Origin of the sequence: Streptomyces sp. NPDC007983, assembly GCF_042958345.1 — a bacterium.
Lineage (GTDB): Bacteria > Actinomycetota > Actinomycetes > Streptomycetales > Streptomycetaceae > Streptomyces.
Map to the genome: position 1 here is coordinate 267774 of NZ_JBIBJI010000003.1, position 14273 is coordinate 282046.

The following is a 14273-nucleotide window of genomic DNA, read 5'->3' on the forward strand; positions in this document are numbered from 1 at the left end:
CGGGGTAGCAGGACGACGCTGTCCTGGTGAGTGAGCCGAAGGGGCGCGCCGGTGTCGAAAGGGAGAGCGCGCGCAGGCCGCGAGGAACGAGTGGCCGAGCACGGTCGACCGTCGACACCGGCTGAGGCGCCCCGGAGGCGAACGAGCCCCAAAGAAGCGACGGAGGTGTCCTGATGACCGAAGAGAGCTACCGGACCGAGCACGACTCCATGGGTGAGGTGCGGGTGCCCGCGCACGCCAAGTGGCGGGCGCAGACGCAGCGCGCGGTGGAGAACTTCCCCGTCAGCGGGCAGCGCCTGGAGCGGGCGCACATCGAGGCGCTGGCCCGGATCAAGGCCGCGGCGGCCGCTGTCAACGCCGAGCTGGGCGTGGTGGAGAAGGACATGGCGGCGGCGATCGCGGAGGCGGCCGCGGAGGTCGCCGAGGGCCGCTGGGACGAGCACTTCCCGGTGGACGTGTTCCAGACCGGCTCCGGCACCTCGTCCAACATGAACACCAACGAGGTGCTGGCCACGCTCGCGAGCGAGCGGCTGGGCCGCCCGGTGCACCCCAACGACCATGTGAACGCGAGCCAGTCGTCCAACGACGTCTTCCCGTCCTCCATCCACGTCGCCGCCACCGCGGCCGTCACCGCCGACCTCATCCCGGCGCTGGAGCACCTGGCCGAGGCGCTGGAACGCAAGGAGACCGAGTTCGCCGAGGTGGTGAAGGCCGGGCGTACCCATCTGATGGACGCGACGCCGGTGACGCTGGGCCAGGAGTTCGGCGGCTACGCGGCGCAGGTGCGGTACGGGGTGGAGCGGCTGCGCGCCGCGCTTCCCCGGCTGGCGGAACTGCCGCTGGGCGGCACCGCCGTGGGCACCGGCATCAACACCCCGCCCGGCTTCCCGGCCGCGGTCATCGCCGAACTGGCCCGGGCCACCGGGCTGCCGCTGACGGAGGCCCGGAACCACTTCGAGGCGCAGGGAGCGCGGGACGGGCTGGTGGAGACGTCCGGTCAGCTGCGGACCATCGCGGTCGGCCTCACCAAGATCGCCAACGATCTGCGCTGGATGGCGTCCGGTCCGCGCACCGGTCTCGCCGAGATCGCGCTGCCCGATCTGCAGCCCGGTTCGTCGATCATGCCGGGGAAGGTCAACCCGGTGATCCCCGAGGCCGTCCTGATGGTCGCGGCCCAGGTCACCGGCAACGACGCGACCGTCGCCACGGCCGGGGCCGCCGGGAACTTCGAGCTGAACGTGATGCTCCCGGTGATCGCCAAGAATCTGCTGGAGTCGATCCGGCTGCTGACCAGCGCCTCCCGGCTGCTGGCGGACCGCACGATCGACGGGATCACGGCCAACGCGGAGCGGGCCCGGGAGTACGCCGAGTCCTCGCCGTCCGTCGTCACGCCGCTCAACCGCTACATCGGCTACGAGGAGGCGGCGAAGGTCGCCAAGAAGTCCCTGGCCGAGCGGAAGACCATCCGCGAGGTGGTGCTGGAGTCGGGCTATGTGGAGCGCGGGCTGCTGACCCGGGAGCAGTTGGACGAGGCGCTGGACGTGCTGCGCATGACGCATCCGTAAGCCCCTGTTGTACTGTGCGTGCGGCATAGGTCACGGCACGGCGGCCCCGTCGCACCTAAGATCTGCTCATGACAGCGGACATCGCGGAGACGAGGGGCATGGCGGGCGGCGCCCGATGGGCGCCAGGGGATCACATCCTCTGGCGTTATCGCGCCAACGCCTCCGACGCCATCCACATCTGCCGTCCGGTGACCGTCGTCCGGGACTCCCCGGAGCTGCTGGCCGTCTGGCTGGCGCCCGGCACGGCGTGTGTGAAACCACAGCTCGCGGACGGTACGCAGGTGCACCGCGAGCCGCTGTCCACGCGCTACACCAAGCCGCGCGTCACCGCGCTGTCCCAGTGGTTCGGCACCGGCGTGCTCAAGCTCGCCCGGCCCGGCGACCCCTGGTCGGTATGGCTGTTCTGGGAGCGCGACTGGCGCTTCAAGAACTGGTACGTGAACCTGGAGGAGCCGCTGGCCCGCTGGAGCGGCGGGGTGGACTCCGAGGACCACTTCCTGGACATCGCGGTCTACCCGGACCGGAGCTGGGAATGGAAGGACGAGGACGAGTTCGCGCAGGCGCAGCGGGCCGGTCTGATGCCCGGTGAGCAGGCCGAGCGGGTACGCGCGGCGGGCCGGGCAGCCGTGCGGCTCATCGACTCCTGGGACGCTCCGTTCCGGGAGGGGTGGGAGGAGTGGCGCCCGGACCCGTCGTGGACGGTCCCCGTCCTCCCGGCGGACTGGGACCGTATCGACAGGGGGCGTACGTCGGCGCACTCGAGGTCCTGAACCTCTTGCTGTGTCCCCGTGTTTCAAACGTAGGATCGTCGTCCGGAACACTGCACATGCGGGAAACAAGACATAGGCGCAACTCACGGACGAGGCGCATGATCTGACGCGATGTCACAGGAGGGGCGGGAGTCGTGAGCGGTGAGGACGACTACGGCGACGGCTATGCGGGCTATGAGGACTTCGACCGCCTGGCGCTCGACCGCAGCGGTCAGGCAGAGGCGTTCGACGCCATAGGCGACCGGTACGACGACGCCTTCCCCCATAAGGAAGGCCAGGTCGCGGCCGGTCAATGGCTGGCCGACGCGCTGCCGCCCGGGTCCCGCGTGCTCGACGTCGGCTGCGGTACGGGACTCCCCACGGCCCGTCAGCTGACGGAGGCCGGACACCGGGTGACGGGCATCGACATCTCACCGGGGATGCTGAAGCTGGCCCGGGACAACGTCCCGGACGCCGAATTCCACCAAGTGGACATCGTCGACCTGAGAGTCGGCGGCCGGTACGGTCCCGGGGGCTCCCGGGAACTCGGCCCCTTCGACGGCATCACCGCCTACTTCTCGCTGCTGCTGCTGCCCCGCCCGGAGATCCCGTACGCCCTGCGCGCCCTGCACGCCGTACTGAGACCCGGAGGACTGCTGGGACTCGGCATGGTCGAGGCGGACGTCGACGACTTCGCCATCCCGTTCCTCGGCAACTCGGTCCGGGTATCGGGTTATCTGCGGGAAGAACTTCGACAGGTCGTGACCGATGCGGGCTTCGAGATCGCCGGGGAGGACTCGCACGCGTACGCCCCGGCCAGCACGGACGTACCACCCGAGATCCAGCTCTATCTGAACTGCCGACGACGTGCCTGACACTCGGTGCGCCCCCGACGAGACGGGGGCGCACGGCCCCGGACGGATGGAAACCCACGCGTGACGGAGCACCCCACCTCCCACAACAGGCGACAGGCCGGCACCCCTGCCGCCGCCTCGGGCATGCCCGAGGACGCGCACGGCGCGGTCCCGGACCCGCGGACCGCCGTGCGGCAGACGGCCGCCCCCGGCCAGGAGCCGGGCGGCGGCCGGCCGCGTCCCGCCTTCCCCGCGGACGGCCCGGCGGCCGCCCCGGGCCCCGGCGACGCCCCGGACCCGGAGCCGGACGGCGCCGGGGGAGACGCCCGGCCACGGCCCGGGCGCCGCGCCCGCGGCAAGGCCGCGCCGCGCGCCGGCGGGGGCACGCCGCGCGGCGGAGGGGGCACGCCGCGCGGCGGAGGGACCAAGCGCGCCGGTGACGGTACGCAGCGCCGGAACTCGGCGCAGAGCGAGCAGCCGGAGCACGGCACACCGGAGGGCGAGCCTGTGTGGGACGCGGACCGCAATGCCGCCAGAGGCGCGGCGAGCCGACCCGGGGCCCGGGACGACGCCCCCAGCACCACGGCGGGCGAACACCCGGCCCCGGCGCAGCCGGACGGGGGCACGTCGGCGGCCGCGGCCGCCGGTGAGGTCGCGTACACCACCCCCGAGGGCGGGATGCCCGCCGTGCCGCCCTCGAACGCGCCCGGCGCCGACGGCACCGCCGCCGTGCGGGACCGGAGCGGGGACCGGCTGCGGTTCGTCGGGGCGGCGACGCGGCGCATCGCGCGCGGCATCGACCTCGACGAGATCGTGCTCGGCCTGTGCCGGGCCACCGTGCCCACCTTCGCCGACGCGATCCTGGTCTATCTGCGCGATCCGCTGCCGGTCGGCGACGAGCGCCCGGTCGGCCCGGTGGTGCTGCGGCTGCGCCGTACCGACCGGATCCCGCTGGACCCGGACACCGAGAGCGGACGGCTGCCGCTGATGTCCTCGCAGCCCGATCTGGCGCCCGCCGTGGGCGGCGGACCCGCGGCCGAGCTGTGCGAGGTGGAGGCGGGCGGTCCGCTGGCCGAGGTGCTGCGCGGGGTGCGGCCGGTGTTCGGCGACTCGCAGGCCGCCCGCGCCGCGCTGCCCGAACTCCTCGGCGACGGGCCGTCGGTGGCGACCGGCCAGCGCACCGTGCTGGCCCCGCTGCGCGGCCGCCGCCGGGTGATCGGCGCGGCCGTCTTCGTACGCCGCCCGGACCGGCCGCCGTTCGAACCGGACGATCTGCTGGTCGCCGCCCAGCTGGCCACCCACACCGCGCTCGGCGTCGACAAGGCGGTGCTGTACGGGCGCGAGGTCTACATCGCGGACGAGCTGCAGCGCACCATGCTGCCCGACTCGCTGCCGCAGCCCACCGGCGTCCGGCTGGCCAGCCGCTATCTGCCCGCGGCCGAGACCGCGCGGGTCGGCGGCGACTGGTACGACGCGATCCCGCTGCCCGGCAACCGGGTGGCGCTGGTGGTCGGCGACGTCATGGGCCACTCCATGACCTCGGCCGCGATCATGGGCCAGCTGCGCACGACCGCGCAGACCCTGGCCGGGCTCGACCTGCCGCCGCAGGAGGTGCTGCACCACCTCGACGAGCAGGCCCAGCGGCTCGGCACCGACCGCATGGCCACCTGCCTGTACGCGGTCTACGACCCCGTCGCGCACCGCATCGTGGTCGCCAACGCGGGCCATCCGCCGCCCCTGCTGCTGCACCGCGGCGGCCGCGCCGAGGTGCTGCGGGTGCCGCCGGGGGCGCCGATCGGGGTCGGCGGCGTCGACTTCGAGGCGGTCGAGCTGGACGCGCCCGCCGGGGCCACCCTCATGCTCTACACCGACGGCCTGGTCGAGTCGCGGATGCGCGACGTGTGGACCGGGATCGAGCAGCTGCGCGAGCGGCTGACCGCCACCGCCCGGCTCACCGGCCCCAACCCGCCGCCGCTGGAGCCGCTGTGCGACGAGGTGCTGGACATGCTCGGGCCCGGCGACCGCGACGACGACGTGGCGCTGCTCGCGGCCCGCTTCGAGGGCATCGCGCCCAGCGACGTCGCGTACTGGTTCCTGGACCCCAAGGCCCAGACCGCCGGACAGGCCCGCCGCCTGGCCCGCCGGGCGCTGGCCCGCTGGGACCTGGAGGACCTGACGGACGCGGTGGAGCTGCTGGTCAGCGAGGTCGTCACCAACGCCGTACGGTACGCGGAGCGGCCCATCACCCTGCGCCTGCTGCGCACCGACGTGCTGCGCTGCGAGGTCGGCGACGACGTACCGCAGCTGCCCCGGCTGCGCCAGGCCCGGCCCTCCGACGAGGGCGGCCGCGGGCTGTACCTGGTCAACCGGATGGCCCGCCGGTGGGGCGCGACCCGGCTGTCCACGGGCAAGGTCGTCTGGTTCGAACTGGCCATGCCGAACTGAGCCGCCCGGCACCTTCCGTGCGGGAAGGTGCCGGGCGGCTCGGGGACGTCTCCATCGGGTGGGGCGGTCAGCCCAGACTCTGCCCCTGATCGCCACCGCCGTCCTCATTGCCCGGCGGGGTGACCGGCGTGGTGATGGTCGGCGCGCTCGGCGGCGTGGACGGCGGGGTCGACGGAGTCGGGGGCGTGGTCGGGGCGGTGGGGGTGTCGTCCGGGGTCGGGCTCTTGCTCGGGGTCGGGCTCTCGTCCTCCGTGGGCGGCGGGGACGTGGTCGGGTCCTCCTCGGACTCCGTCGCGGCCGGTGTGGTCGGCGCGACGTTGTTCAGCTCGGTGTCCAGGTCGAACTTCGTGGTCGAGGAGCCGTTCAGGGTGCTGCCCATGTACGCGGACCAGATCCTGGCCGGGAAGTCACCACCGTTGACCCGGCCGCCACCGGCCGTGCCCTTGAGCGAGACCTGCGTGCCCTTGCCCTTCAACTCGCCGAACATGCCGACCGAGGTGACCAGGTCGGGGGTGTAGCCGGTGAACCAGGCCGACTTGTTGTCGTCCGAGGTGCCGGTCTTGCCCGCCATCTCCTGGCCCTTGGTGCGCACGGCCTGGCCGGTGCCATCGTCGACCACGCCCGTCAGCACCTGGGTGACGGAGTCGGCCGCGCCACGGCTGATCGCCTGGCCGTTGGTCGGGTCCGGCAGGTCGGCCTGCTGGTCCTCGCCCTTCTGGGCCGACTTCACGAACGCCGGGGTGACCTTCTTGCCGTGGTTGTCGAGGGTCGCGTAGACCCCGGCCATCTCCTTGGGGCTGGCGCCCATCACGCCCAGCGACATCGCGGGGCGCACGTCGAAGCCGTTCTTCACGTCGCCGACCATGCCGAGGTCCATGGCGGTGTTCTTGACCTTGCTCAGTCCCACGTCCACCGCCATCTGCGCGAAGACGGAGTTGACGGACTTGTTCATCGCCTTCTGGACGTTGATCGGGCCGTAGGACTTGTTGTCCTCGTTCGGCGGGGCGAAGGCGGTGTCGCTGCCCTTGACCGGCCGCCTGCTGGTGCCGTCGTAGAGGGTCTTGGACGTGATCGGCGTGCCGTTCTGGGTCGTCGAGCCGTTCTCGTAGGCCGAGGCCAGGATGAGGGGCTTGAAGGTGGAGGCGGGCTGGTAGTCGGAGCGGGTCGCGTTGTTGAAGTAGTGCTCGGTGGCTCCCGCGCCGCCGTACATCGCCACGATGCCGCCGGTCTTGGGGTCCACTGAGACGGCGCCGACCTGGGCGTTCCCATCGACCTTGCGCTTCTTCGGGTCCAGCTTGTCCGTCAGCTCGGTGCGGACCGCCTTCTCCAGCGCCTTCTGCTTCTTCTTGTCGATGTTGAGGGTGACCGTCCAGCCGCCGGCCTCGACCTCGCTCTCGCTCACCCCCGCCTTGTACAACTCCTGCTTGGCGGCCAGGATCACGTAGCCGGCCTGGCCATCGAGGCCCGGGATGGGGCGGGGCGCGATGGGCTTGTCGAACTTCAGTCCGTCACGCTCGCTCTTGGACAGCCAGTCCTTCTCGACCATGTTGTTGAGGATGTAGTTCCAGCGGGCCACGACCAGCTTCTTGCCGTTGGGGCCCGCCGTTGAATAGTCGTACTGGCTGGGGGCCTGGAGCAGTGCCGCCAGATAGGCGCCCTGCGCGACCGTCAGCTTGTCGACGTCCTTGTTGTAGTACGCGCGGGCGGCGGCCTGGATGCCGTAGGCGCCGCGGCCGTAGTAGCTGGTGTTGATGTAGCCCTGGAGGATGTAGTCCTTGGACTTGTCCTGGTCCACCTTGAGGGAGATCACCAGCTCCTTGAGCTTGCGGCTGACCGTCTGCTCCTGGCTGAGGTAGTAGTTCTTGACGAACTGCTGGGTGATGGTCGAGCCACCCTGCTTGCCCCGGCCGAGGGCGGTGTTGATCAGACCGCGCGCGGTGCCGGAGAAGGACACACCGGAGTCGGTGTAGAAGTCCTTGTTCTCGGCGGCGACGAAGGTGTGCTGCACCTTCTTGGGGATCTTGGACAGCGGCACCGACTCGCGGTTGACCGCGCCCTCCTTCGCCATGATCGAGCCGTCGCTGTACTTGTAGATGTTGGCTTCCGCCTGCGCCTCGGCGTTGGCAGGGGGAACCTTCACGCTGAAGTACAGGATGGCGAACGCCCCGACCCCCAGGGCCCCCAGCCCGACGAAGTAGCCCAACACCATCTTCCAGGTGAAGAACCGGCGTATGCCCCCCTGCTTGGCGGCCTTCTTGGCCCTGCGTGCGCCCTTCTGCCGCGCCCGCCGCTCGTCCGCTCTACCCATCTCTCCCGCCGCTCCAGTCCATACCGCCCCCAGCCCAGCTCATGAAGCTAGCACCGCATCAACCGGCAAATACTCATCGATCAAGCTTTTTCCGTACGTGACAAAGAGCACGTCTCTCACGGGAACTGACGACCCAGTGCAGTCAGGGGTTGCACAGGAAGGGAAATGTGTTATCACTTTGCTAGACATCTTCGATACGGAAACGGGGACCCCATGACCGACACCACCACCCCCACCGCCGACATACCGGCCATCCCGGAGCCACAGGTACGGGAGCGGCCCGCCAAGAACATCAGCGGCGGCCTCGCCCTGCTGCTGGGCCTGGCCGGGCTGGTCGCCGGGGTCGGGCTGATCCTCGCCGGGGCCGCCGTCGCCGCCGAGCACAAGGGCGCCGGGTCCACGACGCTGATCGTTGCCGGGGTCGTGGTGATCCTCACCGCGATCATCACGATGTGCGGGCTGAACATGGTCGCGCCGGGCGAGGCCCGGGTCGTCCAGCTCTTCGGCCGCTACCGCGGCACCATCCGCACCGACGGACTGCGCTGGGTGAACCCGCTGACCAGCCGGGAGAAGATCTCCACCCGGGTGCGCAACCACGAGACCGCGGTGCTCAAGGTCAACGACGCGTACGGCAACCCGATCGAGCTGGCCGCCGTCGTGGTCTGGAAGGTCGAGGACACCGCGCAGGCGATGTTCGAGGTGGACGACTTCCTGGAGTTCGTCGCCACCCAGACCGAGGCGGCCGTGCGCCACATCGCCATCGAGTACCCGTACGACGCCCATGACGAGGACGGCCTGTCGCTGCGCGGCAACGCCGAGGAGATCACCGAGAAGCTCGCGGTCGAGCTGCACGCCCGGGTCGAGGCGGCCGGGGTGCGCATCATCGAGTCGCGCTTCACCCATCTCGCATACGCGCCGGAGATCGCCTCCGCGATGCTCCAGCGGCAGCAGGCGGGGGCGGTGGTCGCCGCCCGGCGGCAGATCGTGGACGGCGCGGTCGGCATGGTCGAGGCGGCGCTGGCCCGGATCACCGAAGAGGAGATCGTGGAGCTGGACGAGGAGCGCAAGGCGGCGATGGTCAGCAACCTGATGGTGGTGCTGTGCGGGGACCGCGCCCCGCAGCCCGTCCTCAACACCGGCACGCTCTACCAGTGACGGAGCGGGAAGAGGAGGGCGCGGCCGGCCGGCAGCCGCGGCGGCAGCGCAAGCAGACGCTGCTGCGGCTCGATCCGGCGGTGTACGACGCCCTCGCCCGCTGGGCGGGCGAGGAGCTGCGCAGCACCAACGCGCAGATCGAGTTCCTGCTGCGCAAGGCGCTCTCGGACGCGGGCCGGCTGCCCGGCACGGCCCGCCCGATCCCCCGCCGCGGCCGCCCGCCGCGCGCGGCGGGCGGGGACGGGGCCGATGACGGCGAATCCGGGGGCCGGACCGCACCGTAGGCCGTAGCAAGCCTGTGACCTGCGAAGACACACTACTCATGGCAGCTATACACACGATGTATACGCATCGTGTAGAGTGCTGCGCATGTCAATCGGTCACACCCTGCTCGGGCTTCTGGAGTCCGGTCCACGACACGGCTACGACCTCAAGCGCGCCTTCGACGAGAAGTTCGGGCACGACCGCCCGCTGCACTACGGACAGGTCTACTCGACCATGTCCCGGCTCCTGAAGAACGGCCTCGTCGAGGTCGACGGCATCGAGCACGCGGGCGGTCCCGAGCGCAAGCGCTACGCGATCACCGACGCGGGCATCACCGATGTGGAGCACTGGCTCGCGCAGCCCGAGAAGCCCGAGCCGTACCTCCAGTCGGTCCTCTACACCAAGGTCGTCCTCGCGCTGCTCACCGGGCGCGACGCCGCCGATCTGCTCGACGTCCAGCGCGCGGAGCATCTGCGGCTGATGCGCGAGCTGACGCAGCGCAAGCGCGGCGGCGACCTGAGCGACCAACTCATCTGCGACCACGCCCTCTTCCACCTCGAGGCCGATCTGCGCTGGCTTGAGCTCACCGCGGCCCGCCTCGCCCCACTCGCCAAGGCGGTGCGTTCATGACTCCGGCGGGATCCCTGCTGATAGCCGACGGCCTGCACAAGTCGTACGGCCCCACCCCCGCGCTGGACGGCGCGGACTTCTCCATCCACCCCGGCGAGGTCGTCGCCGTGATGGGCCCCTCCGGTTCCGGCAAGTCGACGCTGCTGCACTGCCTGGCCGGGATCGTCCGGCCGGACTCCGGTTCGGTCCACTACAGCGGGCGCGAGCTGTCCGCCATGTCGGACGGCGAGCGCAGCAGCCTGCGCCGCGGCGAGTTCGGCTTCGTCTTCCAGTTCGGCCAGCTCGTCCCCGAGCTGACCAGTGTGGAGAACGTCGCGCTGCCGCTGCGGCTGAACGGGGTCAAGCGCAAGGAGGCCGAGGCCCGGGCGCTGTCCTGGATGGAGCGGCTGGAGGTCGCCGATGTGGCGGCCAAGCGGCCCGGCGAGGTCTCCGGCGGTCAGGGGCAGCGCGTCGCGGTCGCCCGTTCGCTGGTCACCGGGCCGCGGGTGCTGTTCGCCGACGAGCCGACCGGCGCGCTGGACTCCCTCAACGGGGAGCGGGTGATGGAGCTGCTGACCGAGGCGGCCCGGGAGACCCGTACGGCGGTCGTCCTGGTCACCCATGAGGCGCGGGTCGCCGCGTACTCCGACCGCGAGGTCGTCGTGCGCGACGGCAAGGCGCGGGACATGGCGGGCATCCGATGAGCGGCCAGGGCAAGGACCACACCGGCGCCGACGACGGCCACACCGGCGGCGACGGCCACACCGGCCGGGCGACCCTGACGGCCGTACCGCCCCAGTCGCCCGCCCCCACTCCCGCTCCCGTGCCGCCGCGCCGCGTCGGCATCGCCCGCTGGGCCGCGGACCTCGCCATGGGCGCGCGGTTCGCGGTGAACGGCGGACGGGAGAGCTGGGCCCGGACGATCATGACGGCGGTCGGTGTCGGCCTCGGCGTCACGCTGCTGCTGTTCGCCGCCTCCGTGCCCAGCATGGACTCCGCGCGCAACGAGCGGACCAACGCCATGGCCGCCTTCGGCTTCGGGGAGGAGCCGAAGGCCGGACCCGGCACGATCCGCCTCGCCCAGGCGAACACCGACTTCCGCGACGAGGACATCCAGGGCATGGTGATGGCGCCCGACGGCGACCGTCCGCCCCACCCCCCGGGCATCAGCGGCGTTCCGGCCGCCGGGGAGATGTGGGTCTCGCCCGCGCTGAAGAAGCTGCTCGACTCCGACGAGGGCAAGCTGCTCCGGGACCGCTTCCCCTACCGCACCGCGGGTGTGATCGGCGACAGCGGGCTGTCCGGGCCCGCCGAACTCCGCTACTACGCGGGCATCACCCAGAAGCAGTTCGACCGCGTCACCTCCGACTACCGCGTCGACCGCTGGGGGGCGACGGACACCAGCGGGGACGATCTGGACCCCGCGCTGGTGCTGCTGGTCGTCGTGGGCTGTGTGGTGCTGCTGCTGCCGGTGCTCATCTTCATCGCCACCGCGGCCCGCTTCGGCGGCGAGCGGCGCGACCGACGGCTGGCCGCGCTGCGGCTGGTCGGCGCCGACACCCAGATGACGCGGCGGATCGCCGCCGGTGAGTCGCTCTTCGGCTCGGTCCTCGGGCTCGCGGTGGGCGCCGCGCTCTTCCTGCTGCTGCGGGAGTCCATCGGCGGTGGCTCGATGCTGGGCCTCAGCTTCTACACCTCCGACATCACGCCCGCCCTCCCGCTCGCGCTGGCGATCGCGGTGATCGTGCCCGCGTCGGCCGTCGCCGTCACGCTCATCGCCCTGCGCGCCATCGCCATCGAGCCGCTGGGCGTCGTACGCAACGCCACCCCCAAGCGGCGGCGGCTGTGGTGGCGGCTGGCCCTGCCGGTCCTCGGCATCGGGCTGCTGCTGCCGCTCGCGGGCGGCTTCGGGGCGGGCAGCTCGGGCGGCGACCTCCAGACGTACCAGGCCGCGGCCGGTGCCGTGCTGCTGCTCATCGGCCTCACCGCGCTGCTGCCCTGGCTGGTCGAGGCCGTGGTGGAACGCTTCGGCAAGGGCCCGGTGCCCTGGCAGCTCGCCACCCGCCGGCTCCAGCTCAGCAGCGGCACCGCGGCCCGCGCGGTCAGCGGCATCACCGTCGCGGTCGCCGGGGCCATCGCGCTCCAGATGCTCTTCGCCAGCGTGGAGGCCCAGAACACCAAGGAGACCGGCCAGGACCCGAACCGCGCCGAACTGATCGTGAACGCCAAGGTGGACAACGGCGCCCAGGCCAACGATGCCTTCGCACGGCTCCGCGCGACCAAGGGCGTGCGCAGCGTGCTCGGCATCACCCTGGACATCGTCTCCGACGCGCGCAGCAAGAAGAAGGACCCGGCGGACATCCCGACCGACTCCCTCAGCGTCGCCGGATGCCCCGCGCTGCGCGAGGTGGCCCGCATCACCAGCTGCCGGGACGGCGACGTGTTCGTCATCGACGGCGACGACAGCTATCTGGCGCCCGAAGACCGCTTCGTGAAGCCGGGCGCACAGGTCGGTCTGACCTTCCGCGACGACCACCTGCCCTCGCCCGACCAGAAGAAGCTGTGGACGATCCCCGGTTCGGCCACGAAGGTGAAGCCCAGGGAGGACCCGAGCGGCGCCACGGCCCGCGGCATCCTCGCCACCCCCGGCGCCTTCGACATCGCTGACCTGCCTGACGCGGCGGCGCAGGCGATGATCCGGCTGGACCCGAAGGTGCCGGACGCCGTCGAGCACGTGCGCAACGCCAGCGCGGGGATCAGCCCGGCGCTGGACGTGATACAGCTCAGCAGCACCTCGCAGACGTCCGAGTTCCAGACGATCCGCAACGCCCTGTTCATCGGCGCCACCGCGACGCTGCTGCTCATCGGCGCCAGCATGATCGTGACCACCCTGGAGCAACTGCGGGACCGCAAGCGGCTGCTGTCGGTCCTGGTCGCCTTCGGCACCCGGCGCACCACGCTGAGCTGGTCGATCCTGTGGCAGACCGCGGTCCCGGTGGTGCTGGGTCTGGCGCTGTCGATCGCGGGCGGCCTGGCGCTGGGCGTGCTGCTGCTGAAGATGGTCGGTCAGGGGACCGTCGTGGACTGGTCCGGGCTCGCCGCGATGACCGGCATCGGCGCGGGCGTCATCCTGCTGGTGACCCTGGTCAGCCTGCCGCCGCTGTGGCGCATGATGCGCCCGGAGGGCCTGCGGACCGAGTAGTTCCGTACGTCAGGGAGAACGCGCCGTCGCGGCGGGGAGCAGGAACCCCCGCCGCGGCGGCGCGTCAGCACGCGACGCGCACCGGCAGCGGCCGCACCGCCTCGCGGAGCGTGGCGGCCAGGGCCTCGAACTCCTCCGCCCGCGCGGCCCCGGCCCGCATGGCCAGGGCGATGCGGCGGGCGGGGGCCGGGTCGGCGAAGTCGCCGGTGGCCAGCTCGTCGTTGCGGCCGGTCTCGACCCGTAGCGCGGTACGCGGCAGCAGCGTCACCCCGAGCCCGCCCCCGACGAGTTGCACCAGCGTGGAGAGCCCGGCGGCGGTCGTGGTCACCGGGGCGCCCTCGGTGCGGCCGGCCTCGCGGCAGATGTCCAAGGCCTGGTCGCGCAGGCAGTGGCCCTCGTCCAGCAGCAGCAGATCCAGCTCGTTGAGCGCCTCGCGCGGTATGTCCGTACGCCCGCCCAGCCAGTGGTCCCGCGGCGTGACCAGGACGAAGTCCTCGTCGAACAGAGGCAGTTCCACCACCCCCGGGGCGCCGAGGGGGACCGCGAGCAGCAGCAGGTCCAGCCGCCCCTGGGCGAGCCCGTCCAGCAGCGAGGCGGTCTGCTCCTCGTGCACCTGGAGGTCGAGGCGCGGATAGTGCTCGCGCACCAGCCGCAGCACGGTCGGCAGCAGATACGGGGCCACGGTCGGGATCACCCCGAGCCGCAGCACACCGGTGAACGGCGCCCGCGCCGCCTCGGCCTCCTCCAGCAGCGCACCGACCTCGGCGAGTACGGAGCGTGCGCGCGCGGCCAGCCGTTCACCCGCCGGGCTGAGCAGCACCTTGCGGGTCGTACGCTCGAGGAGCTGAACTCCGAGCGTGTCCTCCAGGGCGGCGACGGCGCCCGAAAGGGCGGGCTGGCTCATCCCGATGGCGGCCGCCGCATCCCGGAAGTGCAGATGCTCGGCGACCGCGGCGAACGCCTTGAGCTGGGACAAGCTCGGCTGCCGCGGCTTTCCGGCCGGTGTCGCTGTCGCGGCCACTGATAGCCACCTCCAATCAACTTCAGCGAGTCTAGCTATTTCACTGATCAATGTGGAGTGTGCCAGGGTAGAGATCGTCCAACCCCGGGAAACCCCCACAA

At 71.8% G+C, this 14273-nt stretch carries 11 protein-coding genes; 9 read left to right on the plus strand and 2 right to left on the minus strand.

All coding sequences use genetic code 11. From position 1 onward, the window contains the following. The first annotated feature begins 173 nt into the window (after window positions 1–173). The 4 genes from ACFZCY_RS10170 (at window position 174) to ACFZCY_RS10185 (ending at window position 5613) form a co-directional block, all read left to right on the plus strand. The gene (locus ACFZCY_RS10170) at window positions 174–1565 is read left to right on the plus strand and encodes an aspartate ammonia-lyase (protein ID WP_391170886.1); all 1392 of its coding nucleotides are present in this window, start codon (window positions 174–176) and stop codon (window positions 1563–1565) included. A 68-nt stretch (window positions 1566–1633) separates the two neighbouring features. Further along, entirely contained in the window at window positions 1634–2335 is a 702-nt protein-coding gene (locus tag ACFZCY_RS10175; protein WP_391170889.1) for a DUF402 domain-containing protein, read from the plus strand. Between the two features lie 134 nt (window positions 2336–2469). Further along, window positions 2470–3189 carry a methyltransferase domain-containing protein gene (locus tag ACFZCY_RS10180; RefSeq protein WP_391170891.1) on the plus strand — a complete coding sequence of 240 codons (720 nt, stop codon included), beginning with the start codon at window positions 2470–2472 and terminating at the stop codon, window positions 3187–3189. A gap of 60 nt (window positions 3190–3249) precedes the next feature. Continuing rightward, entirely contained in the window at window positions 3250–5613 is a 2364-nt protein-coding gene (locus ACFZCY_RS10185) for a SpoIIE family protein phosphatase (RefSeq protein ID WP_391170893.1), read from the plus strand. Window positions 5614–5680: 67 nt separating this feature from the next. On the opposite strand, the gene ACFZCY_RS10190 is transcribed toward ACFZCY_RS10185, so the two are convergent. After that, on the minus strand, window positions 5681–7921 hold the full coding sequence (locus tag ACFZCY_RS10190) for a transglycosylase domain-containing protein (protein ID WP_391170895.1): 2241 nt from the start codon (window positions 7919–7921) through the stop codon (window positions 5681–5683). A gap of 213 nt (window positions 7922–8134) precedes the next feature. Here ACFZCY_RS10190 and ACFZCY_RS10195 point away from each other — a divergent pair, with 213 nt between their 5' ends. The 5 genes from ACFZCY_RS10195 (at window position 8135) to ACFZCY_RS10215 (ending at window position 13151) form a co-directional block, all read left to right on the plus strand. Further along, window positions 8135–9076 (plus strand): SPFH domain-containing protein, encoded by a 942-nt coding sequence (locus tag ACFZCY_RS10195; RefSeq protein WP_391170897.1) that lies wholly within the window; start codon window positions 8135–8137, stop codon window positions 9074–9076. Further along, window positions 9073–9360 (plus strand): hypothetical protein, encoded by a 288-nt coding sequence (locus tag ACFZCY_RS10200; RefSeq protein ID WP_391170899.1) that lies wholly within the window; start codon window positions 9073–9075, stop codon window positions 9358–9360. Before ACFZCY_RS10195 ends, ACFZCY_RS10200 begins: the two co-directional genes overlap by 4 nt. An 85-nt stretch (window positions 9361–9445) precedes the next feature. After that, on the plus strand, window positions 9446–9970 hold the full coding sequence (locus ACFZCY_RS10205; RefSeq protein WP_361477825.1) for a PadR family transcriptional regulator: 525 nt from the start codon (window positions 9446–9448) through the stop codon (window positions 9968–9970). Continuing rightward, window positions 9967–10653 carry an ABC transporter ATP-binding protein gene (locus ACFZCY_RS10210; RefSeq protein ID WP_361477828.1) on the plus strand — a complete coding sequence of 229 codons (687 nt, stop codon included), beginning with the start codon at window positions 9967–9969 and terminating at the stop codon, window positions 10651–10653. The genes ACFZCY_RS10205 and ACFZCY_RS10210 overlap by 4 nt, the downstream gene beginning before the upstream one ends. Continuing rightward, window positions 10650–13151: an FtsX-like permease family protein gene (locus ACFZCY_RS10215; RefSeq protein WP_391170901.1), complete on the plus strand. Its 2502-nt coding sequence runs from the start codon at window positions 10650–10652 to the stop codon at window positions 13149–13151. Before ACFZCY_RS10210 ends, ACFZCY_RS10215 begins: the two co-directional genes overlap by 4 nt. A gap of 64 nt (window positions 13152–13215) precedes the next feature. Here ACFZCY_RS10215 and ACFZCY_RS10220 read toward each other — a convergent pair whose 3' ends face one another. Continuing rightward, entirely contained in the window at window positions 13216–14172 is a 957-nt protein-coding gene (locus tag ACFZCY_RS10220; protein ID WP_391170903.1) for a LysR substrate-binding domain-containing protein, read from the minus strand. Window positions 14173–14273 lie beyond the last annotated feature (101 nt).

Coding starts and splice junctions, on each gene's coding strand:
- ACFZCY_RS10170 (WP_391170886.1), top strand. CDS start 174: ATGACCGAAGAGAGCTACCGGACCGAGCACGACTCCATGGGTGAGGTG.
- ACFZCY_RS10175 (WP_391170889.1), top strand. CDS start 1,634: ATGACAGCGGACATCGCGGAGACGAGGGGCATGGCGGGCGGCGCCCGA.
- ACFZCY_RS10190 (WP_391170895.1), bottom strand. CDS start 7,921: ATGGGTAGAGCGGACGAGCGGCGGGCGCGGCAGAAGGGCGCACGCAGG.
- ACFZCY_RS10195 (WP_391170897.1), top strand. CDS start 8,135: ATGACCGACACCACCACCCCCACCGCCGACATACCGGCCATCCCGGAG.
- ACFZCY_RS10205 (WP_361477825.1), top strand. CDS start 9,446: ATGTCAATCGGTCACACCCTGCTCGGGCTTCTGGAGTCCGGTCCACGA.
- ACFZCY_RS10210 (WP_361477828.1), top strand. CDS start 9,967: ATGACTCCGGCGGGATCCCTGCTGATAGCCGACGGCCTGCACAAGTCG.
- ACFZCY_RS10215 (WP_391170901.1), top strand. CDS start 10,650: ATGAGCGGCCAGGGCAAGGACCACACCGGCGCCGACGACGGCCACACC.